The organism is Microbacterium sp. MMO-10 (genome assembly GCF_037148715.1).
In the GTDB taxonomy this organism is placed as follows: Bacteria; Actinomycetota; Actinomycetes; order Actinomycetales; family Microbacteriaceae; genus Microbacterium.
This window is the reverse complement of record NZ_JBBCSV010000003.1, coordinates 329,003-354,347: the sequence shown is the minus strand read 5'-3', so window position 1 is coordinate 354,347 and position 25,345 is coordinate 329,003. Positions and strand designations below refer to the sequence as shown.

Below are 25,345 nucleotides of genomic sequence, written 5' to 3'. Positions count from 1 at the left end.
CGGCCGATCAGCGGAAGTCGAGGACCTGGTCGCCCCAGGCGGGGCGCAGCGCACCGTCGAGGTCGTCGACGATCGCGTCCTGCCGTTCGATCACGAGAGTCGCCCGGGTGCCGCCCGCGCCGTCGACGGAGTACGCGGGCCAGGCGGGCGCGTCGGCCGCGTCCGGATTGCGGCCGTGCGCGAACGCGGTCCACCGCTGCTGCATGCGCGCGGAGATCGCCTCGGCGACGCGGCGCCCGCCGAGGCGGAACGTCGGATCCTTCGGTCCGCCGCTCAGGTTGCCCCACAGGTAGGGGAGCTCGGTGGCGTGGGTGGCGCCGAGACCGATCAGCCGCAGGAAGGGCGCGGCGTGGTCGAAGCGGTACAGCCAGACGTCGGAGACCGCGCTGTGCCCTTCGGCGATCCACAGCGTCGGCATGCGGAAGCCGATGTCCCGGGCGATTCCGAGTCCCATCGCGCGCTGCCGGACGTCCTCGTAGGCGGTCTGCACCTGGGCCGCCGAGGGCATGTCGAGGCCGGGGTTGTCTGCGGCCATGTCCGCGAACATCTGACGGATCCGGTCGTCCGTGATCGGGATCAGCGGCGACTTCATGAACTTGAAGAGGGCGGCCTCGTCCTTGTTCGTCCCGATCATGAGGGGCACCGGGAGCCCCCGGCCGTCGTGCAGCACCGTGACCGGGGCCTCGGGGAGGAGGGCGCCGTCGACGACCGGGGCGAAGGCCAGGGTTCCGGGGGCGACATCGGGGATGGCGGCGTAGACGGCCATCCCGGCGGTCACGACGTCCTCCGCCGGCACCGCGCGCAGCGCGTCCGCGGCGGACGGATCCGAGGGATCGATGCCCAGCTCGGCGGCGAAGCGCTCCGCCACGTCGCGCGCACGGTCGACGCCGTACATGCTCGAGGCGGGAGACGACTGCGCGATCGCGCGATGGAAGAGCCCCGCGGCGGAAGGGGTGGCGAGCAGCGTCGTGACGAGCCCGCCACCGGCGGACTCGCCGAAGACCGTCACCCGATCCGGATCGCCCCCGAAGGAGGCGACGTTGTCCTGCACCCAGCGCAGCGCCAGCAGCACGTCCTTGAGGGCGAGGTTGCGGTCGAACCCGCCGTGCGGGAGGAGCCCGGCGAGGTCGAGGAACCCGAACGCCCCGAGCCGGTAGTTCACGGTCACCACGACCACGTCGCCGGTGCGCACGAGCGACGTCGCGTCGAAGAGCGGCTGGCTGGAGGAGCCGAAGGTGTACGCGCCGCCGTGCAGCCAGACCATCACGGGAAGCGGCGCCGTCGCCCCTTCGGGAGCCCACACGTTCAGCACGAGGCAGTCCTCGTCGAGCACCACGTCGTCGCCGAGCGGTACCGACGGGTTCGCGCTCTGCGGGCACGCGGGACCGTAGACGGTGGCATCGCTCTCCCCCTCCACCGGCTCCGCGGCGATCGGGTCCCGCCATCTCAGCCCTCCGACGGGCGCCACCGCGTAGCGGATGCCCCGCCAGGAGCGGACGCCGCCGGCGGCGGCGCCCCGGAAGGTCCCCGCGGGAGCCACGACGGCAGAGGCGTCGCCGGACGCGGCGGACGGGGTGGGTTCCTGGTGCGACATGGATCCTTCTCTCTCGGGGGTCACGGGGACGGGACGTACGAGGTCAGCTGGTGAGCCGGTGCACGATCTGGGCCACCTCGTCGGCGGCGAGCAGCGCGAACACGACCGTCATCATCGCCGCGTTGTGCGCGATCAGCTGCCCCTTCAGACCCTGCAGCGCGGAGCGGACGCGGGGTGAGCCGCCGAGCTCGACGAGGGCGGGGACGATCAGCAGCGACGACGCGACGAGCGCGAGAACGAGGCAGAGGGCCGCGCTCCCCCAGACCGGCAGGTGGGCCTCGCCGATGAGGGCACCGCCCTTCAGCCCCAGGGGCACGTTCTTGGAGTTCACGGCTGCCATGACCACACCGAGCCCCGCGGCCCGCGCCGGCGTGACGGCGTCGATCGCGGCGAGCCAGCGGGGCGCCACCGCGGGCTCGCCGTTGCGGGGACGCGACCGCCAGCTCAGCGCCGCGAACACGGCGAACCCCGCGGCGACGAGGATCGACACCACGAGTGAGACGACCCGGCTGCCCGAGGTGGCGGCGGAGACGTGCGCGGAGGCGATCGCCCCGATCGCGATCGGCACGAGGGAGACCAGCGTGAACGAGGCCGTGAAGGCCGGGGCGGAGCTGCGCCCGCGCGGTGCGAGCACGATCGCCACGATCGCGACGATCGGGAGCGGGGACAGCGACATCCCGACCGCCAGCGGGATGAGCTCGTGCAGGTCGTTCACGGGAGCGTCCGTTTCGCGTCGCGGACCCCGGAGCGGGTGCGTCCGGGTGATCCGCCGCCGATATTACGGTCGCCGCCGAGGGGCCTCCGCAGGATGTTCGGCTGACACGACAGCACTGTGCGGCAGGGCGAGGACGGCCTCCAGGACGGCCCCGCCGGGTGCGCGAAGCAGCCGTGCATCGAGGTCCCGCATCCGCGAGGCCGGTCGCAGCTGCGCGCCGGGAACCACGGCCCCGAACGACCGCACCCGCACCCGCAGGTGCGGTCCGGCGCCGGTGGCGATGACGTCGAGCGAGATCTCGGCGCGGCGCTCGACGCCGTGCTTCACGGCGTTCAGAAGCCCTTCGGCGATGACGTCGTAGGCGTCGCGCGCCGCCCAGGGGGCCGAGCCGCATGCGGTCCGAGCCGCCTCCGACTCCTCGACCCGCAGGTCCATCACCCGCCCCCAGGTGCCGAACAGCGCGGTCAGCTCCGCACCGGGATCTCCTGCCGCACCGCCGGCCGACAGGATCGCCTCCATCCGCGAGACCGTCTCGTCGAGGGCCTGCTGCAGTCCGGCGACCTCGACCCGGGTCGGATCCGGGTGGGCCAGGGCGAACACGGCGCAGCCGCCCTGCCCGTCCCGGTGCAGCAGCTCCGCCGAGCGGCGCAGTCCTTCCCGCGCCGTCCGGGTGCCCTCCCGCGCGGTCCGCTGCGCGCTCCGGATCGCGCCCGAGAGCCGGCGCCGCTCGCGGCGCTGCGCGTGCAGCGCCCCGGCGCAGAGCCCGGCGAAGAGCGCATACGCGAAGTAGACGACGGCCGGCACGACCGCGGTCCCGACCGGCGCCCCGTGCGCGACCGCGAGGGCCGAGAGCGCGATCCCCAGGACCGCGGACAGCGCCAGGAAGGCCGCGGACCGCGCCCCGCGCCGTCGGGCCAGGGCGCGGCAGCGCGATCCCGCGTCGATGGCGAGTCCGCCGCCGACGAGCACGAGGACGCCGAGCAGCAGCTCGGTCGCGCTCTGGCTGCGCAGGGCATAGGGCAGCATCGTGGCGCCGTACAGCAGCACGACGACGCCCGTCGCGGGCAGCCGGTACCCCGCCCCGCGCCCGCGCGTCTCGGGGCCGGGGACGGCGCCGTCGCCCCGGTCCTGGGGCGACGGCGAGCCGTCGGGCTCTTCGGCCAGCGCGCGCAGCCGATGGCTCCACGTCCGGAAGCCCTCCGCACCGAGACGACGGACGGCCGCGGCGGTGCCGTCGTCGGCGCCGAGGGCCACGATCCCGGCGCGGAGGCGGGTGGCCGCCGCGAGGGCGATCCGGTGCGCCCGTTCGGCGAAGTCGCGAGATCGCGCCTCCGCCTGCACGAGTTCGGCGGCGACGGAGCCGAGCAGCCGGTTGGTGCTGCGCAGACCGCGGAACGCCGCCTCCAGCACGGCCACGACGACGAGCACGACCGTCCACACCAGGACGTTCGTCGCGATGCGGAACGGGAGCTGCCAGGCCGGCGGCGTCGGCAGCTCCGAGGCAGCGGTCCACAGATCCTGCACGATCGGCCTCAGCCCACTGCAGAGCAGCACTCCGACGACGACGGCGACGACGCGTGCGCGGGGCCGGTGCAGGCGTCGCTCCACGAGCGCGACCACGCCCAGCGCGCCGGCGAAGCACAGCCACGTCACGGCGGTCGCCGGCCAGGCGCTGGGCGCATCGACGCCCGCGCCGAAGGGGGCCATCACGGTCGCGGAGAGGGGCAGGGTCGCGACGAAAGACCAGATCGTGAGGAAGCGTCCGCCGCGGAGGGATCCGTGCACCGCGGCGAGAAGGCCTCTCATCGCGAGGGGCCGAACGCGGCGAGGTAGGTCGCCGCGGCAGCCACGCGCGGATTCACGGTGGGATCCCCGGTGACGCCGAGCCTGTCGAAGATCCGGCTGATCGATCGCTCGACGGCGCGCACGGTGGATCCGGTCTCCGTCGCGATGCGGTCGTTCGACCAGCCCCGGGCGATCATCGCCAGCACGTCGAGCTGGTGCCGGGTGAGGGCGCCGAGTCCCTCACGCGAGAGCACGGAGCCCGCGTCCGGCACGGGCTGCGTCGACAGCGCCTGCTCGAGCGCGTCGATGAGCGTCCGCGGTGAGTCGAGGGTCTGCTTCGGGACGAACAGGGCGCGCGGGATGCCCATCGCGGTGGCGCCGGCGGCGGCGCGCGGATAGCTGCTGAGGAAGACGATCGCGAGATGCGGCGCGAGCTCGGCGAGCATCGCGGCGAGCTCGGCGCCCGAGGGACGGGAGCCCAGGTCGATGTCGGTCAGGAGCGCATCGGGGTCGAACTCCGTGAACAGCTGCGTCGCCGTCGCCGCGTCGGCGGCCGCCGCGGTCTCGAACCCGTGCCGCTGGAGCAGATCGCAGAGGAGCACGCGCAGAGCGGACTGGTCTTCCACGACGAGGACCCGACGCGTCCACTCCGTGCTCACGAGAAAGAGACTACTGGGGCGGGGGCCGGGCAGAATACCGCTATCCCGTGCCGCGCGCCCTCGCGACGACGAGGCCGCGCTGCGAGCTCCAGAAGCGCTCCAGCATCGCCCGCAGCTCCGTCGCGTCGACATCGGCGCCGAACGCCTCCGCGCCGGGTTCCAGCATGATGCCCGCAGCGAGGACGCCGGCCACCACGGGGTCGAACCCGAGGTCGTCGACCAGCCGGGCGACCTGCGCCACGTCCGCCGGGTCGTCGCCGGCGACGGCGATCGCCTTGCGCCCCGGGGCTCGTGCGGGGCGGGCCTCGTCCTCGACGTCCTGATAGCCCATGTGATTGAACGCCTTCACGACGCGGGAGCCCGCCAGGAACCGCTGCACGATCTCGCTCGTGGATGTGCGCGGATCGTCGAGGTCGTCGCGGAGGCCGTCCGACCCCCACCAGTAGTTCATGGCGTCGATCACGAGCGTGCCGCGCAGCAGCTCCGCCGGCAGCGCGGTGTGACGACGCAGCGGCAGCGTGAGGAGCACGGCATCCGCCTCGCGGGCGAGTTCCGGGACGTCGACGGCCGTCGCCCCGAGCGCACCTGCCCTGCGCGCGATCCGAGCCGCATCCGACGATCCCGCGACCAGCACCCGGTATCCGGCCGCGACCGCGAGCCGGGCGAGCACGCTGCCGATGCGGCCGGCGCCGATGATGCCGAGCGTGTGGATCCGGGAGGTCTCGTCGGTCACGGCGTCATCGTAGCCGGGTGCCCCGGCCGCCGCGGTGGACGGCCTCTGGCGCCCGGACCCGCGGGGGACTAGGTTCTTCACGTGCCGCACACCGAAGCCCTCGTCGCCTTCACGCTCACCTCGCTGGTGCTCATCGCCATCCCGGGGCCGAGCGTGCTGTTCGTCATCGGACGCTCCCTCGCCTGGGGTCGCAGCGCCGGGCTCTGGAGCGTGCTGGGCAACGAGCTCGGGAGCCTCGTCCCGATCACCGCCGTGGCGTTCGGGGTGGGATCCATCGTCGCCCAGTCCGTGGCCCTCTTCACGGCGGTCAAGGTGCTCGGCGCGCTCTACCTGGCCTACCTCGGGATCCAGGCCATCCGCCACCGTCGCGACGGCTTCGCGGACGCGTCCCAGACCGGTCCGCGCCGCCTGTCCACGTTCGCGATGCTGCGGCAGGGGTTCGTCGTCGGCGCCACCAACCCCAAGACCATCGTGTTCTTCGTCGCCGCCCTGCCGCAGTTCGTCGACTTCCATGCCGGCTCGGTGCCGGTGCAGATGATGATCCTGGGACTGATCTTCACCGTCATCGCCTTCGCCTGCGATGCGACGTGGGCGCTGATCGCCGGGGCGGCGCGGTCGTGGTTCGCACGGTCGCCCCGCCGGCTCGCCGCGGTCCGCGGCACCGGCGGCGGCATGATGATCGGCCTCGGCGGCGTGCTGCTGCTCGCGGACAACAAGGGCTAGCACCGGCTCGGACGGCGATCCTCGTCCCTCTGCGCGCTCCTCCCGCGCCCGCATGTGACCTTCGTCCCTTCTCCCGCCCGGGCGGCGGGCGAGGGTGAAGGGCATGAACACCACCGCTGACCTTCCGATCCTCGTCGGCGTCGACGGATCGGAGTCCTCCGTCGACGCCCTCCGCTACGCCGTGACGCTCGCCGGTGCGCTCGGTCGTCCGATCCGCGCCGTCATGACCTGGGACTACGCCGCGTTGATCGACCTGTATCCGACACCGGGACGCTCTCCGGAGAAGGAGACGGCCGCGCATCTCGACGCGGTGATCGCGCGCGCCTTCACGGAGGGCCGTCCGGCCGGCCTGACGACCCGGGTGGTCGCCGGCCCGCCTGCGTCCGTGCTCATCGCGGAGAGCCGCCATGCGGAGATGCTGGTGCTGGGCACGCGGGGCCGCGGCGGCTTCACCGGGCTGCTGCTCGGATCCGTGAGCGCGGCCTGCGCGGCGCACGCGCACTGCCCCGTCCTCATCGTGCGCCACGAGAAGCAGGAGGGCTGAGGCTCCGACGCCGCGCTCTAGTCGTCGCGGTGGCGGCCCCGCTCGATCTCGAACACCGCCGCCTGCGTGCGGTGATCCAGACCCAGCTTGCTGAGGAGCCCGGAGACATAGTTCTTGACGGTCTTCTCCGCGAGCCCCAGCCGCTCGCCGATCTGCCGATTGGTCAGCCCGTCCGCGATCAGCGCGAGGATCTGCCGCTCCCGCAGCCCCAGGGATCCGAAACGCGGATCCTCTCCGGGGGCGTCGCGCATCCGCTGCATCGCCGTGCGCTCGGCGCTGGGGTGCAGCAGCCTCCGGCCCGCCGCGACGCCGCGGATCGCCTCGAGCAGTTCCGCCGCGCGGACGCTCTTCAGGAGGTAGCCGGCCGCACCCGCCACCACCGCCGCGAACATCGCATCGTCGTCGTCATAGGCCGTGAGGATCAGGCACTGCACCCGCGGCTGATCCTGCCGGATCTGCCGGCACAGGTCGATCCCGTTCCCGTCCGGAAGGCGGACGTCGAGGACCGCCACGTCGGGCTGCGTCGCCGCGATCCGCGCGAGCGCATCGCGGGCGCTGCCCGCTTCGCCGGCCACGGTCAGGTCGGCCTGACCCTCGATCACGCCCGCCAGCCCCTGCCGCACGATCTCGTGATCGTCGACGAGGAACACACTGCTCATCGGGACTCCCCTTCCCCGCGTCCATGCTCGCCAAGGCCATCATGCACCCGGATCAGATGGCCGCCCACCCTCCGTCGACGGGGATGATCGCTCCGGACACATCCGAGGCGTCGTCGCTGAGCAGCCACGCGATGGCCGCGGCGAGAGCCTCCGGCTGCGCAACAGGCGGGAGTGTCGCCCGCATCACCGGCCCCAGGCGCTCCTGCGCCAGGGTCGAGCGGAAGGCGGCCTCGATGTTGGTCGCGACCGGGCCCGGCGCGACGGCGTTGCATCGCACGCCGCGGGGCGTGTAGAAGAACGCCGTGCTCTTCGTGAACCCGTTCACCGCGTGCTTCGACACCGTGTACGGCGTTCCCGCCGCCGACCCCCGCTGCCCGGCCTCGGAGCCCACATTGACGATCGCGCCCCGACCGGCGGCGAGCATCGCGGGCAGCACCGCACGGGTCATCCGCATCATGCCGGTGACGTTGACGCCGATGACGCGCTCCCAGGTCGCGTCGTCGATCTCGGCCGTGGGCTCGAATCCGTCCATGATCCCGGCGACGTTGGCCAGCCCGTCGATCCTGCCGCGCGCCGCGGCGATCGCACGATCCGCCGTGAGCTGCTGGAGGAGATCGCCGTCCACCGTCGCGACCCGGTCCCCGAGCTCGCGCTCGAGATCCTGCAAGCGGGTGCGGGACGCATCGACGCCGACGATCCGCGCTCCTTCGCTCGCGAGGCGGAGGGCGGTCGCCCGTCCGATGCCGGATCCGGCGCCGGTCACGATGATGGTGCGTTCTGCGAAGCGATTGCCGTTCATGAGGGTCCTCTCCCATCTCCTCCCCTCACGCTCGCAGCAGCACGCCATCGGAGCCGGGACCAAAGTCACGCGGAGCACGACGGCCTCCGCGCGCGGCCCGCGCGGCGGGCGAACCGATCTGATCCGATCCGTATGACTTTCGTCCCGATCGGTCTGGATCCGGCCGGGGACAGTGGGGACATGAACGATGAGAACGCTGATGCCGACCGGGTGATCGTCGGCGTGGACGGGTCCGCGTCGTCGATCGCCGCGCTGCGGTACGCGGCACGCATCGCCGACGCGCTCGGCGCCCCGCTCGAGGCGATCACCACCTGGTCCTCCCCGCCGTTCGCGGACACCTACCTGGTGCCTTCGTGGTCGCCGAAGGACGACGCAAGATCCGTCCTCGACGCCGCCGTCGAGCAGGCGTTCGGCGCCGAGCCGCCGCCGCTGAAGCGGACCGTGCTGCTCGGCCCCGCCGCGGGCGTCCTGATCGGGCTGAGCAGATGCGCGGGCATGCTGGTGCTGGGCAGTCGAGGGCACGGCGGGTTCGCCGGGCTCCTGCTCGGGTCGGTGTCCGCGGCGTGCGCCGCGCACGCCCACTGCCCCGTCCTGATCGTCCGTGACGGCACCGAGGGCACGGAAGCCCCGGCGACCGCGGGTGCATCATGAACCGCGCCGGGTTCCCTCGTCCGAGCTCGCCGATCGGTCCCTCCGACGTGGTGCTTCCGCCCACGCACCCGGTCGATCTGACCGACCTCGTCACCGCTCAGCTCTCGGCGCACGCGCCGGAGCCGACGCACCGGTGAACGCCCCGGGGCGCAGACCGGCGGCCACGGGCGACTCGAGGGGAAGACGCATGGACGCGACGCGCAGGGCGGACCTCGACATCAAGGAGGACATCGCCGACGAGCTCGAGTGGGCTCACGACGTCGATCCCGTCGATGTGGGCGTCTTCGTGCGCGACGGCGCCGTCACGCTCTCGGGAGAGGTCGGCTCGGAGGCCGAGAAGGTCGCCGCACGAGAGGCGGTGCGACGGGTGCGCGGCGTACGCGCACTGGTCGACGACCTGCGGATCAGACCCGAGTCCTCCGATCCCGGCTGAGCCATGTGACTTTCGTCCCGCGTCCGGGCAGCCGCAGCGGTGAAGCTGAACGCATGGACATGGATCGGATCATCGTCGGGGTGGACGGCTCGCCGTCCTCCATCGCCGCCCTGAAGTACGCCGCACGGCTGGCCCAGGCGCTGCACGCGCCGCTCGAAGCCGTCACGACCTGGACCTACCCGCCCATGACCGGCGCGGAGCTCGTCATCGAATGGCAGCCGGAGCAGGACGCGCAGCAGATCCTGGATCAGTCGGTCGTCGCCGCGTTCGGCGACGCCCCGCCGGACGGGCTCACCCGGACGGTGCTGTCCGGGCCGCCCGCACGGACGCTGATCGATCTCAGCGAGACGGCCGGCATGCTCGTGCTCGGAAGCCGCGGCCGCGGCGGATTCGCCGGCCTGCTGCTCGGCTCCGTGAGCGCCTCCTGCGCCTCGCACGCGCACTGCCCCGTGCTGATCATGCACACCGACGACGACGGGACGGATCGTGGCTGAGAGCCGGGCCGGCGCGTGAACGGATCCTCGCTCCGCGCAGCGCCCGCCCCGGCGCCCTCCGCCGAGATGCGCGTGTGGGCGACCGGTGATGCCGCCGGAACCCTGACGTCCACGACCCGGCGCGTGCCGTCCCCCGGAGCGGACGAGGTGCTGATCGCCGTGGAGGCGTGCGGCGTGTGCCGCACCGACCTGCACGTCATCGACCGGGAGATCCCGCCGCACCGCCCCGGGGTGGTCCCCGGGCACCAGGTGGTGGGCACGGTGGTCGCGGCAGGAGCCGCCGTGCGCGCGCTGCACCCCGGCGACCGCGTCGGGGCCGCGTGGCTGCGCCGGACCTGCGGCACCTGCCGGTGGTGCCGAGAGGGGCGCGAGAACCTCTGCCCCGCCTCGCGGTACACCGGGTGGGATGCCGACGGCGGATTCGCGGAGTACCTCACGGCGCCCGAGTCCTTCCTCTACCGGCTGCCGCAGGACGCCGATCCGAGGGAGATCGCGCCGCTGCTCTGCGCGGGCATCATCGGCTATCGCGCGCTGACGCGCGCGAACCTGCCCCCGGGCGGCGATCTGGGGATCTACGGATTCGGATCCAGTGCGCACCTGACGGCCCAGCTCGCGATCGCCCAGGGCGCGCGCGTGCTCGCGATGACACGCGGCGAGCGCAACCGGGAGCTGGCGCGGCGCGTGGGCGCCGTGTTCGTCGGGGATGCGACGGCCGTTCCGCCCACCCCTGTGGATGCGGCGATCGTGTTCGCGCCGGCCGGAGAGCTCGTGCCGCTCGCCCTCGAGGCGACGCGCCCCGGCGGCACGGTGGTGCTGGCCGGGATCCACATGACCGCGATCCCCGCCATGGACTACGCCCGCGATCTGTTCCGGGAGCGGGACCTGCGCACGGTCACCGCGAACACGCGCGCCGACGGCGCCGCATTCCTCCGCCTGGCGCAGAGCCTCCGGCTGACGCCGAGAGTCACCCGCTATGCGTTCGCCGACACGGGTGCGGCGATCGATGAGCTGCGGAGCGGGCGGGCGGCCGGCTCCCTGGTGATCGGCTTCTGACGGGCGCGGAGGACGACGGGACGAAGGTCACGGTCGGGCGGCGGCGCATCGGGGACGCTGGCGGGAAGGGCGGCTGACGGGAGCCCGTCCACCGAAGGGAGAAGATCATGATCCACGTGCTCAGCGAGCAGCGCTGCTACGACCTCCTCACGGCGACCACGGTCGGCCGCGCGGGATATGTGCGGGAAGGAGTGGTCGAGATCATCCCGATGAACTATGCCGTCTCCGGGCACGATCTCCTCCTGCGGACCGGATCCGACGGGGCGCTCAGCGTCCTCGCCGACGCGGGCGCGACCGTGTCGTTCGAAGTGGACCACCTGGACAGCCTCGGGCGCGCGGCCTGGAGCGTGCTGATGAGCGGACCGCTCTCCCGCCCCGCACCGGAGGAGGCCGCGGCGCTCGTCGCGCGCGTCTCGCCCTGGCCGGGCGGAGAGCGGGACGTGCCGCTGCGGTTCCGGATCACGCGGATGACGGGCCGGGCCGTGAAGCACGAGTCGCAGTGAGCGGACGCCGAGCGGCGTCAGAAGCCGGTCGGCTCCGTCTCGTACTCGACCTCCTCGGGGCGCCTCTCGTGGTGAAGGGGCAGGAGGGCGTGCGTCTGCTCGAACCAGAGCAGCGCGTCGTAGCGCGCGCCCATGGCGGTCGGGACGTAGTTGCCGCGCTCGCGGGCCGGGTCGTAGACGACGCCGATGGCACGATGACCGGCGCCGTCCGACAGCCAGGCGCGAGTCCGCTCGGCACCGAAGTCGAGGACCGCGGGAAAGCCGAGCGCGTCGTGGAGGAGTCCCTCGTGGCTGTCCGCCCGCGCGATCGGAACCGGCATCCGCTCCTCGGCGACGCCCCACTCTCGCGCCGCCGTCACCGTGCCGGAGTGCGAGGCCATGCCGATGAGCAGCACCTGGTCGGCGCCGTGCCGCTCGCGGAGCAGCTGCCCGATGTTCAGCAGCCCGGCCGCGGCCATGCTGGTGGCGCGCGCATCGCCCACATGGGTGTTGTGCGCCCAGATCACCCCGCGGGACGCCCGTCCCTCATGCGCGGCCAGCCGGTCGATCGTGTCCATCATGTGCAGGTCCCGGATGTTCCAGGATCCGCGGTCCGTCCGCACCATCTCGCGGTAGTAGCGTTCGGCTTCGACGACGATCGACGCGTTCTGGCGCGCATCGAACGCCTCCTCCCCGTCGCCGATCGCACGGCGGCGCACCTCGGTGAGGAGCTCGACGACATCGTCCTCGCAGGAGGCCGGCACCAGCCGGGTGCCCCAGGCGTAACGGTGCGGGTCCTCGTCGAACGGTGCGAAGCACCGCCATGCCCTCGCGGCCACCGGCAGCGCGTCGGGTTCGTTCACCGCGAGCCAGGCCATGATCCGCTGCAGCGAATCCCACAGCGAGTAGACGTCGAGTCCGTAGAACCCGACCCTGTTCTCGGCCGGGCGGGAGGCGTTGAGCTCGCGGAGCCCGTCGAGGAAGTCGGCGACCTCGGTGTTCGCCCACATCCAGGTCGGCCATCGGTCGAAGGTCGCCAGCACTCCACGGGCGTCGCGGTCGGTCTCGGCGAGGCCGCGCACCCAGCGGTCGATCCGCCAGCAGTCCGGCCAGTCGCCCTCGACGCCGATCCAGGTGATTCCGGCCTCCTCGATCAGCCGACGGGTGAGGAGGGCGCGCCACCGGTAGAACTCGCCCGTGCCGTGCGAGGCCTCGCCGATCGCGACGAAGCGACGCCCTCGTGCCCGGTCGACCAGACCGTCCAGCGCTCCCTCCTGAGCGAGCGGATGGGCGAGGTCCCGGATGTCGTCGATGAGGTCGTCTCTGGCGGTCATGATGCTGTCCCTGTTCGTGCGAGAAGGCGGACGACCTCGTCGTAGGTCGTCTGATCGAATCGGCGGTACGAGGCGCCGACGGCCCGGAAGTCCTCGGGCTGCTCCAGGCAGAAGACCCGGTCCGCGCCGACGATGCGTCGCGCGGCGTCGGGCGCGCCGACGGGCGCGGCCACCACCACCTGCGCGGCGCCGAGCCGACGGGCGACCAGGCAGGCCGCGGACGCCGTGGCCCCGGTGGCGATGCCGTCGTCGACGATGAGCACGGCCTGACCCGTCAGGTCGCGGCGTGCCGCGCCCCCGCGCAACAGCCGAGCGCGACGGTCCAGGGTCTCTCGTTCGCGGCTCTCGACGTCGTCGAGCTGCGCGCGGCTCACGCCCGCGTCCCGGATCATGCCCGGATCGAGCAGGCGGACTCCGTCTTCGCCGATCGCCCCCATCGCCACCTCCGGATGCGTCGGCAGGCCGAGCTTGCGGACGACGATCACGTCGAGCGGCAGGTCGAGCGCGGCGGCGACCTCCGCGGCGACGGGGACGCCGCCACGCGGAAGCCCGAGCACGATCGAGGCCCGGACATCGGCGTGCCGCAGCGCCGCGCCGAGCCGCCGTCCGGCGTCCTGTCTGTCGATGAACACGGGTCGCTCCTCCGCTCTCCGCCGGGACGCGGGTCCGGGGCACGCCCGCCCCGGACCCGCACGATGCTCAGAACGCGCGGACCATGATCTGGTTGTCCACGTCGGTGACGTGCGGGGATGCCCAGGCGGCGTTGCCCGCCTGCTGACGCTCGGTCCACGACTTCACTGTTCCGGTGAGCGTGACCTTGTTCCCGTGGACGGCGACGTGGATCGTCTGTCCGTCGAGCTGGGCGTTGCGGGTGAGCGCGTTGCGGATCCGTTCCTCCGTATCCGTCCCCGAGGGCCGTGCGGCGATCTGGATCCTGCTGATGACCGACGCGACGCCCCGCAGGTGCTGCACCGCGCGCTTGGCCGCATGGCGCTGGAAGTCCCAGTCGACCTCTCCGCTGAGCGTGACGCTGTGCCCCTGCACGTCCGCCTTCACGCTCTGCGGCACATTGCTCGCCGCGCGCAGCGCACGCTCGACCTCCTTCGCGACGTCGGTCTCGGTGACGGGCCACGCCGACTTCGGGTGCACGGTGAGATCGTCGACGACGGTCCGCACCCCGCGCACGCGCCGAGCGGCCTTCTTGGCTGCGAGGCGTTCGACATAGCTGCCGACCTCGCCCGAGAGGGTGACGATCCCGTCCACCACGGCGACGCCGATTCCTGCGGCGTCCACATCGGGTGTCCAATCGAGTTCGTCCATCACGAGCGTCTGCACGTCGAGGTCGGTGTCGGTGTGGATGGCCATGAGAGTTCCTTTCGTCGGGTGCGGGAGTGCACGCTCTCACCCTCCGCGCGGCGCTGCGCCCCCGGAGGGTCGAAAGTCCCGCGGGCCGCGCGTACACTCGAAGCGTCAAGCGCTGGGAAGCCCATGGATGACGACCCGATCACGTTCCCCGATGTGCCGCGGCTGGAGCTCGAGAAGACCATCGCGGATCTGATGTCGCGCGCCCAGCACGTGCTCACGGCCCAGGGACGGCTGCGCGCACTGCTCAGCGCCACCCGCGTGGTGAGCGAGGACCTCGACCTCGACGCGGTGCTGCGCAGGATCGTCGGGGCGGCGATCGAACTCGTCGGCGCCCGCTACGGCGCCCTCGGCGTGATCGACGACGAGGGGCTCCTGGAACGCTTCATCCACGAGGGCATCCCCTCCGAGGTCGTGCAGGAGATCGGAGCGCCGCCGACGGGACACGGGCTGCTCGGCGCCGTGATCGAGGCGGGGAAGACCATCCGGATCCCGCGGATCGCGGACGATCCGCGGTCGGTCGGCTTCCCGGAGCACCATCCGCCGATGGACGCCTTCCTGGGAGTGCCGATCCGCATCAGGGGCCGGACCTTCGGCAACCTGTATCTGACGGATCCGGAGAAGGACCTCTTCTCCGACGACGATCAGGAGATCATCGAGGCCCTGGCGACGACCGCCGGTGTCGCCATCGAGAACGCGCGCCTGTTCGCGGAGACCCGCCGGCGCGAGCGACTGGGCACCGCGCTGTCGGGGGTGACCGCCGCCCTGCTCTCACCCGACGCCGGCGATGCCCTCGCGATCGTCGCCGAGGCCGTGGCCACCGTCGTGCCGACCGAGCTCGTCGCGATCATCACCCCCGGTGACGACGACCGTCTGCGCATCGACATCGCGCGCGGCGCGGGCGGCGCCGCCATCGAGGGGACACACTACCCCGCCGCCGGCGCCCTCGCCGCCCGCGCGATCGAAGAGGGCCGGCTGATCGTGGAGCATCTGCCGGATCCGGCGGACGCCGTCGTCCGGCCGTTCGGGCACACGGTCGCCGTGCCTCTGGTCGTCGGCGGCGACGCGGTCGGTGCGCTCTGCGTCTCCCGCAGCAGCTCCACGTACACCCGCATGGAGCTCGACACGATTTCGGACTTCGCCTCGCAGGCGGGCATCGCCGTATCCCTGGCGCGGGCCAGGGAGCAGCGCCAGCGGCTCGATCTCGTCGAGGACCGCAGTCGCATCGCCCGCGACCTGCACGACCACGTGATCCAGCGGCTGTTCGCGACAGCCCTCGGTCTCCAGGCCCTCGCGGCGGCGCACCCCGCCCAGGCCGAGGCGCTGGAACGGCACATCGAAGAGCTCGACGCGACCATCACCGACATCCGCACCGCGATCTTCGCGCTGCGGACGCAGGCGACCACGGGTCCGGGACTGCGCGGACGGCTGCTCGCGCTCGTCTCGGGCGCGACGCCGCGACCGCGGATGACGTTCGCGGGGCCCGTCGACCTCCTCGTCACGGGGGCGCTCGCCGACGACCTGACCGCCGTGATCCGGGAGTCCCTCGCGAACGTGACCCGGCACGCCCGCGCGCAGTCGGCCTCCGTCGCGGTGCTCGTCTCGGAGACCGACGTCGTCGTGACCGTCGAGGACGACGGCGTGGGCCTGCCCGAGAACGCCCCCCGCAGCGGCACCGCGAACCTCGAGGCACGCGCGGAGCGGCACGGCGGACGCTGCGTCGTCGAGAACCGCACCGCGGGCGGCACCCGGGTGCGGTGGTCCGTGCCGCTGCCCGCCTGAGACCTGCTTCCCGGGACGTCCAGAGCGCCCCGCGGGACCTTGGACCCGGATCGCGCCGGTCCGCGGCGCGACGATCGCGGCCATGGACACGTCATCTTCCCCCTCGGCGAAGCAGCTCGGTCTTCCCGCTGCTTCCGCACTCGTCATCGGCTCGGTGATCGGCACCGGCGTCTTCGGCCTGCCCTCGGCCCTCGCCGCGTACGGCCCCATCAGCCTCGTCGCCTTCGTGCTGGTCACGGTCGGCGCGATCGCCCTCGCGATCGTCTTCGGCCGCCTGACGGCCCGCGTCCCCGGATCCGGCGGACCCTACGTCTACGCCAGAGAGGCGTTCGGCGAGTTCGCGGGCTTCCTCAACGCGTGGTCGTACTGGCTGAGCGCGTGGGCGGGCAACGCCGCGATCGTCGTCGCGCTCACCGGCTACGTCGAAGTCTTCGTCAACACCGACCATCAGATCGGCTGGTCGATCGTCATCGCGGTCGCGTGCCTCTGGATCCCGGTCGCCATCAACGCGATGGGACTGCGCAGCATGGGCGGGGCGCAGGTGGTCTTCACCGTCCTGAAGATCGTTCCGCTCGCCGCGATCGCCGTGCTCGGGCTGTTCTTCCTGAACCCGGCGAACTTCGGATCCTTCAACTCCTCCGGCGCCGACGGCTGGTCGGCTCTGGCCGGCGCAGGAGCCATCGCCCTGTTCGCGTTCATCGGCATGGAAACGGCATCGGTCGCCGCCGGTCGCGTGCGCGATCCGAAGCGCAACGTCCCCCGGGCGACGGTCTACGGCACCCTGATCAGCGGCATCGTCTACATCCTCGGCACACTCGCGGTGTTCGGCACCGTCAGCAACGCGCGCCTGCGGACGTCGACCGCTCCGTTCAGCGACGCCGCGGATGCGATCTTCTCCGGAACGTGGGCGGGGCAGGTCATCGCGGTCGTCGCGATCGTCTCGGGACTCGGCTGCCTGGTGGGCTGGACCTTCATCGTGGGCGAGATGCCGCAGGCCGCGGCTCGGGAAGGGCTCTTCCCGAGCGTGTTCGGGCGCGAGCACCGCGGGATGCCGCTCGTGGGGATCATCTCCTCGACCGTGCTCGCGACCGCCCTCACCGTCCTCGCATACACGAGCTTCGCCCAGGTGTTCACGATGGTCGTGCTGCTGACGGTCTTCACCGTGGTGGTCCCCTACCTCTTCTCGGCGGCGGCGCAGCTGTACTGGCTCGTCACCAAGGCTCGCGCGGTCTCCTGGCCGCATCTGGGCAGGGATCTCGTGGTCACGGTGCTCGCGCTCGCCTTCTCGTTCTGGTCCCTCATCGGCACGGGCGCGGAGGCCTCCTTCTACGGCGCTGTCGCGTTCCTGCTCGGCGTTCCGCTGTACATCTGGATGAAGGCGTCCCATCGGCGTCACGGCGCCGTGGATCCGGATCCCTGGGAGCACGGGATCCCCGACGACGTCCAGCACGCGCACTCCTCCGAGCTGTCCGCGTCCATCGCACGAGGAGCGCGCTCATGAGCGTCCCCGCCGTCTCCCCGTCCCCGGTACGCGAGAGCATCGCCGCGGCCGAGCTCGGCGTGCACTCGGAGGTCGGTGTCCTCCGTCAGGTGATCGTGCACCGCCCCGGACGCGAGCTCGACCGGCTCACTCCCGGCAACTGCCGGGAGCTGCTCTTCGACGACGTGCTGTGGGGCACGCGCGCCCGTGCCGAGCACGATGCGTTCGCGGAGGTCCTGCGCTCGCACGGCGTCGTCGTCCACGAGTTCCAGACGCTCCTGGCCGAGGCGCTCGCGGTCCCGGCCGCACGGACGGATCTCCTGGGCACGCTCTGCACGCCGGAGCGCTTCGGCCCCGCCCTCGCCCCGCTGGTGCGCGAGCGACTGCAGGCGCAGCCCGCGGCCGCCCTCGCCGAGATGATGATCGGCGGCATCGCCTTCGACGAGCTCGAGATCGCGCCGACGGACAGCCTGCTGTGGCAGACGCGGGAGCACAGCGGGTTCCTGCTCCCGCCGCTGCCGAACACCCTGTTCCCGCGCGACAGCTCCGCCTGGGTGTATCGAGGCGTCGCGGTGACCGTGATGGCTCGCGCCGCGCGCACCCGCGAGACGGAGAACGCGAGGATCATCTACGACTACCACCCGCTGTTCCGGCAGCCCATGATCAACCGCTACGACGACGGGCTCCGGACTCTCGCCCCTCTCGAGGGGGGCGACGTGCACGTGCTCGGTCACGGCGTCGTCCTCATCGGGATGGGCGAGCGAACGGCCCCGGCAGCGGTGGAGATCCTGGCTCAGGAGCTCTTCCGCTCCGGTCAGGCGCGTCGCGTCATCGCCGTCCCGATCCCCCGGGCGCACGCCATGATGCACCTCGACACCCTCATGACGATGCTCGACGAGCGCACGTTCATCCTGTCCTCGGCGCTGGACCCCGCCCGGCTGGACGGCCACATGATCTCGCCCGATGAGGGCGACGACCGTCTGGCGATCGGCCCGGCGCTCCCGCTTCGCCACCTGCTCGGCGAGACCCTCGGCGTGGAGGGGCTGCGCCTGCTCACGACGGAGCAGGACGCCCGCGCCGCCGAGCGCGAGCAGTGGGACGACGCGAACAACTTCCTCGCCGTCGCACCGGGCGTCGTGATCGGGTACGACCGCAACGTCGCGACCAACACGATGCTCCGGCGGAACGGGATCGAGGTGATCACGATCGGCGGCAGCGAGCTCGGGCGGGGCCGAGGCGGATCCCGATGCATGTCGTGCCCGATCCAGCGCGATTCGGCCGGGCTGTGAACGCGACGACGGCGCCGGACGCCCTTCGTCACCTCCGCAAGGACAGCGACCTGTCCGCCGCGGAGGTGGAGACGCTCCTGTCCCTGGCCCGCACGGTGAAAGCGGCCGGGCGCACGGGTCTCGCCCCGCACCTCGCCGGCCGCCTGATCGCGCTGCTGTTCGAGAAGCCCTCGACACGCACGAGGGCGGCGTTCGAGACGGCGGCGCACGCCCTCGGCGCGCACTGCACGTACATCGACCCCGCGAGCAGCCATCTGGGCGACAGCGAATCCGTCGAGGACACCGGCCGCGTGCTGGGGCGCTACTACGACGCGATCGCGTTCCGGGGCTTCGCCCAGGGCTCCGTCGAGACGCTCGCGAACCACGCCGGCGTGCCCGTGTGGAACGCGCTCACCGACACCTGGCACCCGACGCAGGCGCTCGCCGATCTGCTCACGATCGAGGAGCATCATGATCCCGCCGGGCCGCCCGCCCGGGTGTGCTTCACGGGCGACGGCAGGGACAACGTCGTGCACAGCCTGCTCGTCAGCGGGGCGATGCGCGGGATGGATCTGCGGATCGCCTGTCCCGGATCCCTCTCCCCCGAGCCCGGGATCGTCGCGATCGCCCAGGAGCGCGCGGCGCAGTCCGGAGGACGGATCCTCATCACCGAGGACGTCGGCGACGCGATCAGGGATGCCGACTTCGTCTACGCCGACGTGTGGCTGAGCATGGGCGAGGACCGCGGCGCCTGGGAGGACAGGATCCGCCTGCTCCGTCCCTATCGCGTCGACCGCCCGCTCCTCGAGCGCAGCGGGAACCCCGACGTCCGCTTCCTGCACTGCCTGCCCTCGACCCACGACCGCCGGTCGGCGCTGGGCGATCAGCTGTTCCGCCTCACCGGCCTCGAGGGCATGGAGGTCAGCGACGATGTGTTCCGCTCGTCCGCATCCCTGGTGTTCGACCAGGCGGAGAACCGGCGCCACACCATCGCCGCCGTGATGCTGCACAGCCTCGCCGAGGGTGCGCCGGGGATCGAGGAGCGATGAGGCTGGTGGTCGCGCTCGGCGGCAACGCGCTGCTGCACCGCGGCGAGCGCCCGGAGGCGTCCGCGCAGTCGGCGCGCCTCGCCGCCGTGGCTCCGGCCCTCGCGCGCCTGGCCGACGCTCACGAGCTCGTGCTGGTGCATGGCAACGGACCCCAGGTGGGGCTCCTCGCACGCGAGTCCGCCGAGGATCCGGTGCTCGGCGCACCCTACCCGCTGGGGCTGCTCAGCGCGGCGACCCAGGGCATGATCGGCTCGCTGCTGCAGGTGGCCCTGCGCAGCGCCGGGACGACCAGGCCGGTGTCCACCCTCATCACCCATGTCCTCGTCGACCCGGAGGATCCCGAGATGCACCGCCCCGAGAAGCTCATCGGCGCCGTGTACGACGAGCGCCGGGCACGTGCCCTGGCGAAGACGCACGGATGGAGCATCGCCGCCGACGGCGGCGGGTGGCGTCGCGTCGTCCCCTCACCGCGCCCGAGGAGGATCCTCGAGCTCGACGACGCCCGCACCCTGCTCGGCGCCGGAAGGACGGTGATCCTGGGCGGCGGAGGCGGCGTGCCGGTCATCGAGGACGCCGGCGGCCTCCGGACGATCGACGCGGTCATCGACAAGGACCGCACCGCCGCGCTGATCGCGCAGCAGCTGGACGCCGAACTCCTGGCCATCCTCACCGACGTCCCAGGGGTGATCGCCGACTACGGATCGCCGGAGGCGACCGTGCTGCCCGAGCTCACCCCCGCCACGGCCACCGCACTCGATCTGCCTTCGGGCTCGATGGGGCCGAAGGTCGATGCGGCGTCGGAGTTCGCGCTGGCCACCGGCAGGTCCGCGGTCATCGGGCCGCTCGAACATGCGGAGGACGTCGTGGCGGGGATCCTCGGCACCCGGATCCGGTCCCGCCCGTGAACGACGGCTCACCGGGTGACCAAAGTCCCGGTCCGGGCGGTCCACGGGGTGTTGTCTCACTGCATGAGCGCAACGCTGACATTCCTCGGAGCGACCGACACGGTCACCGGATCCCGCTACCTCGTCGACACGGGACGGAGCCGGATCCTGATCGACTGCGGGCTGTTCCAGGGGTACAAGTCCCTGCGGGAGCGTAACTGGGCGCGCTTCTCCGTGGAACCGTCGAGCATCGACGCCGTCGTCATCACGCACGCGCATCTGGATCACACCGGCTACCTGCCGGCGCTCGTGCGCGACGGCTTCGACGGCGAGATCCACAGCACCACCGGCACGGCCGAACTCAGCACCCTCGTGCTGCCGGACAGCGGCCGACTGCAGGAGGAGCAGGCCTCCTACGCGGAGCGCCGGCACAGCTCGAAGCATGCGCACCCTCTGCCCCTGTACACCGAGAGCGACGCGATGGCGGCGCTCGAGCACTTCGCCCCGCATCCGTTCGACGCCGTCGTCGAGGTCGGCGACGCCCGCGTCTCGTTCGTCCCGGCAGGGCACATCCTGGGCGCGGCGCAGGTGCTGCTGGAGGTGGACGGCACCCGCGTGCACTTCACCGGCGATCTCGGGCGCACCGACGATCCGCTGATGCGACCGCCGCGAGCGCTCGAGGCGACCGACGTCCTCGTGGCGGAGTCGACGTACGGCGACCGGACGCACCCCGGCGTCGACGCGGAGGAGGCGCTCGCCGACATCATCACCCGGGTCTGCGCCCGCGGCGGGGTCGTGCTGCTGCCCGCCTTCGCGATCGGCCGGGCGGAGTCGCTGCTGCTGCACCTCAGCCGTCTGCGCACCGCCGGGCGGATCCCGCAGGTGCCGCTGTTCCTGAACAGCCCCATGGCGGTCAGCGCGGCCGAGATGTACGCCCGCCACCCGGAGGAGCACCGCATCGCACCCGACGAGTTCCGCCGCATGTACGAGACGGCGACCCTGGTGCGCAGCGTCGAGGACTCCAAGGCGCTCAACACCCGCGGCGGCCCCGCGATCATCATCTCCGCGAGCGGCATGCTCGAGGGCGGACGGATCCTGCACCACCTCGCCTCGTACGGACCGGATCCGCGCAACGCGATCGTCCTGACCGGATTCCAGGCCGGCGGCACACGCGGCGACGCACTGCAGCGCGGCGAGCGCACCCTGCGCATCTACGGGCAGGACATCCCCATCCTCGCCGAGGTGCACTCGCTCGAGATGATGTCGGCGCACGCGGATGCGGGCCAGATCGTCGAGTGGATGCGCACCGCACCCGAGGCCCCCGCGCAGGTCTTCCTCACCCACGGGGAGCCTACGGCCGCGGATGCGCTGCGCCGGCGGATCCGGCGGGATCTCGACTGGAACGTGCGGGTGCCTCGGCTGGAGGAGGTCGTCCCGCTGGGCGGGTTCGGACGCACGAAGGGCGCGACGGCGGAGGGCGCGACGGCGCCGGAGCCCTCCGTCCGCGGTGCGGAGGGCGAAGCCCGCGGTGCGAAGGACGCACGCGGTGCGGAGGATGCCCGCGGCGCGGAGGCCGCCCGCGGCGAGCGTGCGCCCGCAGCCTCCCCGGCCCCCGCGGCAGCGGTGGACGGGGCGCAGGCGCCGGCCGCGACGATGCGCGCCGCGGTCGTCTCTTCGTTCACGGAGCCCATCGCGGTGCAGGAGGTGCCCGTGCCCGTCCCCGGCCCCGGACAGGTGCTCGTGCGCATCGAGATGAGCGGCCTCTGTCACACCGACATCCATGCGGCGCGCGGCGACTGGCCGGTCAAGCCGTCTCTGCCGTTCATCCCCGGGCACGAGGGCATCGGCCGCGTCGACGGGCTCGGCGCCGGCGTCTCCGCCCCCGCGATCGGCACACGGGTCGCGCTGGCCTGGCTCGGATCCGCGTGCGGATCCTGCCGGTACTGCGTGACCGGGCGCGAGAACCTCTGCCTCGCGCAGAAGAACACCGGGTACGCGGTGAACGGCGCGCACGCCGAGTACGCGGTCATCGACGCCCGCTTCGCGGTGCCCGTCCCCGAATCGGTGACCTCCCTCGATGCCGCCCCGCTCACCTGCGCGGGCGTGACCACCTATGCGGCGATCAAGGCCGCGCGGGTGACCCCGTCCGAGCGCGTCGCGGTGTTCGGGATCGGCGGGCTCGGCCATCTCGCGATCCAGTACGCGCGGCTGGTCGGGGCGGAGGTGATCGCCGTGGACGTGAGCGAGGAGAAACTGAAGCTCGCCACGATGCTCGGCGCCGACCACGTCGTCGACGCCGCGAAGTCGGATCCCGTGGAGGCGATCAGAGCCCTCGGCGGCGCGGACGCGTGCATCGTGCTCGCCGTCGCCCCCGCCGTGTTCGACCAGTCGTACCGGGCCCTCGCCCGCGGCGGGCGGCTCGTGCTCGTGTCCCTGCCGAAGGACGGCAGCCTGACGTTCCCGGTCTTCGACACGGTGCTGAACGGCATCGAGATCATCGGATCCATCGTCGGCACCAGGGCGGATCTCGCCGAGGTCTTCCGGCTGCACGCGCTCGGACGCACGACCGTCGTCGCCCAGACGCGGGACCTGTCCACGGCGGCCGCGTCGATGCAGGAGGTGCTGGACGGGTCCGTGCCCGCCCGCCTCGTCTTCGACTTCGACGTCGAGGACGCGGACTGACGCACGATGACGGCGGACCGACAGGAGGCCGGGATGAGCTCGGACGGAGGCCGGCCGGCGCCGAACGCGTACGTGGTGCACCCGGCCGAACTGCGTGCCGCGCCGACGTCGGCCGTCACCCGCTTCAACACCCGCCTCGCCGTGAGGATCACGGCCGTGATGGGATCCATGTGGTCGGCCTACGCGTTCGCCCTGCTCTCCCTGCTCTCCCTGCCCGCGATCCTCGTCGCGTTCTCCCCGGGGCTGCGGTCGTGGTTCCCGGCGTGGATCGTGACGACGAGCATGATCACGCTCATCGCCTGGATCTCGCAGAACTTCCTGCAGCTCGTCCTGCTGCCGGTGATCATGGTCGGCCAGAACGTCATCCAGTCCCAGCAGGATGCGAAGGCGGAGGCGGATCACCGCACCCTCACGTATCTCACCAATCTGCAGCAGGAGCAGCTGCGCCTGCTCGCCGGGCAGCGGGAGGTGCTGGAGCGGCTGGACGCCGAGAAGCGATCCGCGCGCGCAGAGCCGAGCCCGGATCGCGGGGGCGGACCGGGGTGACTTTCGTCCCGACGTCCGCGTGCGCACCGAGGGAACGTAGGGGTCATGGACACGATCGCGAACCGGATCATCGTCGGCGTCGACGGACCGGACTCCTCCGTCGCCGCCCTGCGCTACGCCGCGCGGATCGCCGACGCCCTGGACCTGCCGCTGGAGGCCGTGACGACCTGGCACTACTCGTCGGCGACGGAGGCCAGGGTCATGATGGAGTGGACGCCCGACGAGGACGCGAAGGACACTCTGGCCGACGCCGTCGGCCGCGCCTTCGGAGATGCTCCGCCCGCCCGTCTCGTCCGCACCGTGGCTGCAGGACCTCCGGCGCGGACACTGATCGAGATGAGCCGGGCCTGCGAGATGCTCGTCGTCAGCGATCGCGGGCACGGCGGTTTCGTCGGCCTCCTGCTCGGCTCGGTCAGCGCCGCCTGCGTCCGCCACGCGCACTCCCCCGTCCTCGTCGTCCGCCCGCATGCTCTTCACGCGGAGGACTGAGTCTCACGCGAGGGCTGAGCCTCACGCGGAGGGCTGAACGCGCCGCCCGGTCGCGCCCGCCCACGGGCCTCGACCCCGGCTCTGGCTCCGAGTCCGGCTCTGGCTCCGAGTCCGGCTCCGGCTCCGGCTCCGGCTCCGGGTGACTTTCGTCCCGCCGGGGGACGCCGGCGGGGAGGAGCCTCGGGTCATGGACACCATCGACACCCACCGGATCATCGTCGGCATCGACGGATCGGACTCCTCCGTCGCGGCCCTGCGCTACGCCGCCCGCCTCGCGGACGCGCTCGACGTCCCCCTCGAAGCCGTCACCACCTGGTACTACTCGTCGATCACCGGCGCGGAGCTCGTGGTGGAGTGGACGCCCGAGATCGTCGCGGAGGACACGCTGTCCACGACGATCGACCGCGCCTTCGGCGACACCCCGCCCTCTCGCCTGACGCGCACCGTCGTCGGCGGCATGCCGGCGGCGACGCTGATCGAGATGAGCCGGAGCTGCGAGATGCTCGTCGTCGGCAACCGCGGGCACGGCGGTTTCGTCGGTCTCCTGCTCGGCTCGGTCAGCGCCGCCTGCGTCCGCCACGCGCACTCCCCCGTCCTCGTCGTCCGCCCCCAGGACGGCCGGGCCGACAGCGAGACCGAGGTGTCGTCATGATGCTGTACGGCTACGACGGCTTCTGGTCGTTGACCTGGACGATGTTCGCGATCGTCGCGTTCGCCGCCTACCTGTTCGCGCTGTTCGCGGTGGTCGCCGACCTGTTCCGGGACCACACGCTCGGCGGCGTCGCGAAAGCGCTGTGGGTGATCGGACTCGTCTTCGTCCCGCTCGTGGCGCTGCTCGCGTACCTGATCTTCCGCGGACCGGGCATGCAGGCCCGCGCGAACCGGGAGGCGGAGCAGCGGTGGCGCGCCACCGACGACTTCCTGCGCCGGATGCCCCACGCGAGCACGCCCGCCGAGGAGATCTCCCGGGCCAAGGCGCTCCGCGACGAAGGCACGATCACCGAGGCGGAGTTCGAGACCCTGAAGGCGCGGGCGCTCTCCTCTCCGGCCCCTGCTCCGGCCGCAGAGACCTGGAAGCAGCACCCCGCCGCGTCGTGAGGGGGCGGGCGGGAGGGGGCGGCGCGGGCCATGGGACGGAACAGACA

At 72.5% G+C, this 25,345-nt stretch carries 28 protein-coding genes; 18 read left to right on the top strand and 10 right to left on the bottom strand.

All coding sequences use genetic code 11. The annotated features are described in order from the left end of the window. Positions 1–7: 7 nt before the first annotated feature. The 5 genes from WFJ17_RS10475 to WFJ17_RS10455 all read right to left on the bottom strand — a co-directional run bounded on the left by WFJ17_RS10475 (position 8) and on the right by WFJ17_RS10455 (position 5,486). Complete coding sequence (locus WFJ17_RS10475; RefSeq protein ID WP_336648380.1) at positions 8–1,594, bottom strand: carboxylesterase/lipase family protein; 1,587 nt, start codon at positions 1,592–1,594, stop codon at positions 8–10. A 43-nt stretch (positions 1,595–1,637) separates the two neighbouring features. Continuing rightward, complete coding sequence (locus WFJ17_RS10470; RefSeq protein WP_251438978.1) at positions 1,638–2,309, bottom strand: GAP family protein; 672 nt, start codon at positions 2,307–2,309, stop codon at positions 1,638–1,640. Between the two features lie 63 nt (positions 2,310–2,372). Then, complete coding sequence (locus tag WFJ17_RS10465) at positions 2,373–4,115, bottom strand: hypothetical protein (RefSeq protein ID WP_251438980.1); 1,743 nt, start codon at positions 4,113–4,115, stop codon at positions 2,373–2,375. After that, on the bottom strand, positions 4,112–4,753 hold the full coding sequence (locus tag WFJ17_RS10460) for a response regulator (RefSeq protein ID WP_251438982.1): 642 nt from the start codon (positions 4,751–4,753) through the stop codon (positions 4,112–4,114). Before WFJ17_RS10460 ends, WFJ17_RS10465 begins: the two co-directional genes overlap by 4 nt. 40 nt (positions 4,754–4,793) lie before the next feature. Next, on the bottom strand, positions 4,794–5,486 hold the full coding sequence (locus WFJ17_RS10455) for an NADPH-dependent F420 reductase (protein ID WP_336648379.1): 693 nt from the start codon (positions 5,484–5,486) through the stop codon (positions 4,794–4,796). Between the two features lie 81 nt (positions 5,487–5,567). On the opposite strand from WFJ17_RS10455, the gene WFJ17_RS10450 reads away from it, so the two are divergent. Both WFJ17_RS10450 and WFJ17_RS10445 read left to right on the top strand, forming a co-directional pair. Next, positions 5,568–6,209 (top strand): LysE family translocator, encoded by a 642-nt coding sequence (locus WFJ17_RS10450; protein WP_251438986.1) that lies wholly within the window; start codon positions 5,568–5,570, stop codon positions 6,207–6,209. A gap of 103 nt (positions 6,210–6,312) precedes the next feature. Next, positions 6,313–6,753, top strand: a complete 441-nt coding sequence (locus WFJ17_RS10445) for a universal stress protein (protein ID WP_336648378.1) — start codon at positions 6,313–6,315, stop codon at positions 6,751–6,753. A gap of 17 nt (positions 6,754–6,770) precedes the next feature. On the opposite strand, the gene WFJ17_RS10440 is transcribed toward WFJ17_RS10445, so the two are convergent. Together WFJ17_RS10440 and WFJ17_RS10435 are read right to left on the bottom strand one after the other, a co-directional pair. After that, positions 6,771–7,412: a response regulator gene (locus WFJ17_RS10440; protein WP_251438989.1), complete on the bottom strand. Its 642-nt coding sequence runs from the start codon at positions 7,410–7,412 to the stop codon at positions 6,771–6,773. Positions 7,413–7,464: 52 nt separating this feature from the next. Further along, positions 7,465–8,211, bottom strand: coding sequence for an SDR family NAD(P)-dependent oxidoreductase (locus WFJ17_RS10435; protein ID WP_336648377.1), 747 nt, complete (start codon positions 8,209–8,211; stop codon positions 7,465–7,467). 180 nt (positions 8,212–8,391) lie between these two features. Here WFJ17_RS10435 and WFJ17_RS10430 point away from each other — a divergent pair, with 180 nt between their 5' ends. The 6 genes from WFJ17_RS10430 to WFJ17_RS10405 all read left to right on the top strand — a co-directional run bounded on the left by WFJ17_RS10430 (position 8,392) and on the right by WFJ17_RS10405 (position 11,345). Then, positions 8,392–8,862 carry a universal stress protein gene (locus WFJ17_RS10430; protein WP_336648376.1) on the top strand — a complete coding sequence of 157 codons (471 nt, stop codon included), beginning with the start codon at positions 8,392–8,394 and terminating at the stop codon, positions 8,860–8,862. Next, complete coding sequence (locus tag WFJ17_RS10425) at positions 8,859–8,999, top strand: hypothetical protein (RefSeq protein WP_251438995.1); 141 nt, start codon at positions 8,859–8,861, stop codon at positions 8,997–8,999. The genes WFJ17_RS10430 and WFJ17_RS10425 overlap by 4 nt, the downstream gene beginning before the upstream one ends. A 50-nt stretch (positions 9,000–9,049) precedes the next feature. Next, positions 9,050–9,295, top strand: a complete 246-nt coding sequence (locus WFJ17_RS10420; RefSeq protein WP_251438997.1) for a BON domain-containing protein — start codon at positions 9,050–9,052, stop codon at positions 9,293–9,295. Between the two features lie 53 nt (positions 9,296–9,348). Beyond that, positions 9,349–9,789: a universal stress protein gene (locus tag WFJ17_RS10415; RefSeq protein ID WP_336648375.1), complete on the top strand. Its 441-nt coding sequence runs from the start codon at positions 9,349–9,351 to the stop codon at positions 9,787–9,789. A gap of 15 nt (positions 9,790–9,804) precedes the next feature. Continuing rightward, complete coding sequence (locus tag WFJ17_RS10410; RefSeq protein WP_336648374.1) at positions 9,805–10,842, top strand: zinc-binding alcohol dehydrogenase family protein; 1,038 nt, start codon at positions 9,805–9,807, stop codon at positions 10,840–10,842. Positions 10,843–10,949: 107 nt separating this feature from the next. Further along, complete coding sequence (locus WFJ17_RS10405) at positions 10,950–11,345, top strand: pyridoxamine 5'-phosphate oxidase family protein (protein WP_251439003.1); 396 nt, start codon at positions 10,950–10,952, stop codon at positions 11,343–11,345. Between the two features lie 17 nt (positions 11,346–11,362). Here the strand turns inward: WFJ17_RS10405 and WFJ17_RS10400 are convergent, their stop codons facing one another. From WFJ17_RS10400 to WFJ17_RS10390, 3 genes are all read right to left on the bottom strand, one after another. After that, positions 11,363–12,658 (bottom strand): erythromycin esterase family protein, encoded by a 1,296-nt coding sequence (locus WFJ17_RS10400; RefSeq protein ID WP_336648373.1) that lies wholly within the window; start codon positions 12,656–12,658, stop codon positions 11,363–11,365. After that, the gene (locus tag WFJ17_RS10395; RefSeq protein ID WP_336648372.1) at positions 12,655–13,290 is read right to left on the bottom strand and encodes a phosphoribosyltransferase; all 636 of its coding nucleotides are present in this window, start codon (positions 13,288–13,290) and stop codon (positions 12,655–12,657) included. The genes WFJ17_RS10400 and WFJ17_RS10395 overlap by 4 nt, the downstream gene beginning before the upstream one ends. A 67-nt stretch (positions 13,291–13,357) precedes the next feature. After that, positions 13,358–14,023 (bottom strand): BON domain-containing protein, encoded by a 666-nt coding sequence (locus tag WFJ17_RS10390; protein ID WP_251439009.1) that lies wholly within the window; start codon positions 14,021–14,023, stop codon positions 13,358–13,360. 123 nt (positions 14,024–14,146) lie between these two features. Here WFJ17_RS10390 and WFJ17_RS10385 point away from each other — a divergent pair, with 123 nt between their 5' ends. The 10 genes from WFJ17_RS10385 to WFJ17_RS10340 all read left to right on the top strand — a co-directional run bounded on the left by WFJ17_RS10385 (position 14,147) and on the right by WFJ17_RS10340 (position 25,298). Further along, positions 14,147–15,802, top strand: a complete 1,656-nt coding sequence (locus WFJ17_RS10385) for a GAF domain-containing sensor histidine kinase (protein ID WP_251439011.1) — start codon at positions 14,147–14,149, stop codon at positions 15,800–15,802. Between the two features lie 82 nt (positions 15,803–15,884). Next, positions 15,885–17,303, top strand: a complete 1,419-nt coding sequence (locus WFJ17_RS10380; RefSeq protein WP_336648371.1) for an amino acid permease — start codon at positions 15,885–15,887, stop codon at positions 17,301–17,303. Next, positions 17,300–18,571: an arginine deiminase gene (locus tag WFJ17_RS10375; protein WP_251439014.1), complete on the top strand. Its 1,272-nt coding sequence runs from the start codon at positions 17,300–17,302 to the stop codon at positions 18,569–18,571. The genes WFJ17_RS10380 and WFJ17_RS10375 overlap by 4 nt, the downstream gene beginning before the upstream one ends. Further along, complete coding sequence (gene argF, locus WFJ17_RS10370) at positions 18,568–19,599, top strand: ornithine carbamoyltransferase (protein WP_336648370.1); 1,032 nt, start codon at positions 18,568–18,570, stop codon at positions 19,597–19,599. Before WFJ17_RS10375 ends, argF begins: the two co-directional genes overlap by 4 nt. Continuing rightward, positions 19,596–20,504, top strand: a complete 909-nt coding sequence (locus WFJ17_RS10365) for an amino acid kinase family protein (RefSeq protein WP_336648369.1) — start codon at positions 19,596–19,598, stop codon at positions 20,502–20,504. Before argF ends, WFJ17_RS10365 begins: the two co-directional genes overlap by 4 nt. A 63-nt stretch (positions 20,505–20,567) precedes the next feature. Then, positions 20,568–23,165, top strand: coding sequence for a zinc-binding dehydrogenase (locus tag WFJ17_RS10360; protein WP_336648368.1), 2,598 nt, complete (start codon positions 20,568–20,570; stop codon positions 23,163–23,165). A gap of 33 nt (positions 23,166–23,198) precedes the next feature. After that, on the top strand, positions 23,199–23,711 hold the full coding sequence (locus tag WFJ17_RS10355; protein WP_336648367.1) for a hypothetical protein: 513 nt from the start codon (positions 23,199–23,201) through the stop codon (positions 23,709–23,711). Positions 23,712–23,756: 45 nt separating this feature from the next. Further along, entirely contained in the window at positions 23,757–24,200 is a 444-nt protein-coding gene (locus WFJ17_RS10350; protein WP_336648366.1) for a universal stress protein, read from the top strand. A gap of 187 nt (positions 24,201–24,387) precedes the next feature. Further along, positions 24,388–24,852, top strand: a complete 465-nt coding sequence (locus WFJ17_RS10345) for a universal stress protein (protein WP_251439031.1) — start codon at positions 24,388–24,390, stop codon at positions 24,850–24,852. Next, complete coding sequence (locus WFJ17_RS10340; RefSeq protein WP_336648365.1) at positions 24,849–25,298, top strand: SHOCT domain-containing protein; 450 nt, start codon at positions 24,849–24,851, stop codon at positions 25,296–25,298. Before WFJ17_RS10345 ends, WFJ17_RS10340 begins: the two co-directional genes overlap by 4 nt. Positions 25,299–25,345 lie beyond the last annotated feature (47 nt).

Excerpts from the sequence above, each read along its gene's own strand:
- WFJ17_RS10475 (WP_336648380.1), bottom strand. The coding sequence starts at position 1,594 with ATGTCGCACCAGGAACCCACCCCGTCCGCCGCGTCCGGCGACGCCTCT.
- WFJ17_RS10465 (WP_251438980.1), bottom strand. The coding sequence starts at position 4,115 with ATGAGAGGCCTTCTCGCCGCGGTGCACGGATCCCTCCGCGGCGGACGC.
- WFJ17_RS10445 (WP_336648378.1), top strand. The coding sequence starts at position 6,313 with ATGAACACCACCGCTGACCTTCCGATCCTCGTCGGCGTCGACGGATCG.
- WFJ17_RS10440 (WP_251438989.1), bottom strand. The coding sequence starts at position 7,412 with ATGAGCAGTGTGTTCCTCGTCGACGATCACGAGATCGTGCGGCAGGGG.
- WFJ17_RS10435 (WP_336648377.1), bottom strand. The coding sequence starts at position 8,211 with ATGAACGGCAATCGCTTCGCAGAACGCACCATCATCGTGACCGGCGCC.
- WFJ17_RS10430 (WP_336648376.1), top strand. The coding sequence starts at position 8,392 with ATGAACGATGAGAACGCTGATGCCGACCGGGTGATCGTCGGCGTGGAC.
- WFJ17_RS10425 (WP_251438995.1), top strand. The coding sequence starts at position 8,859 with ATGAACCGCGCCGGGTTCCCTCGTCCGAGCTCGCCGATCGGTCCCTCC.
- WFJ17_RS10420 (WP_251438997.1), top strand. The coding sequence starts at position 9,050 with ATGGACGCGACGCGCAGGGCGGACCTCGACATCAAGGAGGACATCGCC.
- WFJ17_RS10415 (WP_336648375.1), top strand. The coding sequence starts at position 9,349 with ATGGACATGGATCGGATCATCGTCGGGGTGGACGGCTCGCCGTCCTCC.
- WFJ17_RS10405 (WP_251439003.1), top strand. The coding sequence starts at position 10,950 with ATGATCCACGTGCTCAGCGAGCAGCGCTGCTACGACCTCCTCACGGCG.
- WFJ17_RS10400 (WP_336648373.1), bottom strand. The coding sequence starts at position 12,658 with ATGACCGCCAGAGACGACCTCATCGACGACATCCGGGACCTCGCCCAT.
- WFJ17_RS10390 (WP_251439009.1), bottom strand. The coding sequence starts at position 14,023 with ATGGCCATCCACACCGACACCGACCTCGACGTGCAGACGCTCGTGATG.
- WFJ17_RS10385 (WP_251439011.1), top strand. The coding sequence starts at position 14,147 with ATGGATGACGACCCGATCACGTTCCCCGATGTGCCGCGGCTGGAGCTC.
- WFJ17_RS10380 (WP_336648371.1), top strand. The coding sequence starts at position 15,885 with ATGGACACGTCATCTTCCCCCTCGGCGAAGCAGCTCGGTCTTCCCGCT.
- WFJ17_RS10375 (WP_251439014.1), top strand. The coding sequence starts at position 17,300 with ATGAGCGTCCCCGCCGTCTCCCCGTCCCCGGTACGCGAGAGCATCGCC.
- WFJ17_RS10365 (WP_336648369.1), top strand. The coding sequence starts at position 19,596 with ATGAGGCTGGTGGTCGCGCTCGGCGGCAACGCGCTGCTGCACCGCGGC.
- WFJ17_RS10360 (WP_336648368.1), top strand. The coding sequence starts at position 20,568 with ATGAGCGCAACGCTGACATTCCTCGGAGCGACCGACACGGTCACCGGA.
- WFJ17_RS10355 (WP_336648367.1), top strand. The coding sequence starts at position 23,199 with ATGAGCTCGGACGGAGGCCGGCCGGCGCCGAACGCGTACGTGGTGCAC.
- WFJ17_RS10350 (WP_336648366.1), top strand. The coding sequence starts at position 23,757 with ATGGACACGATCGCGAACCGGATCATCGTCGGCGTCGACGGACCGGAC.
- WFJ17_RS10345 (WP_251439031.1), top strand. The coding sequence starts at position 24,388 with ATGGACACCATCGACACCCACCGGATCATCGTCGGCATCGACGGATCG.
- WFJ17_RS10340 (WP_336648365.1), top strand. The coding sequence starts at position 24,849 with ATGATGCTGTACGGCTACGACGGCTTCTGGTCGTTGACCTGGACGATG.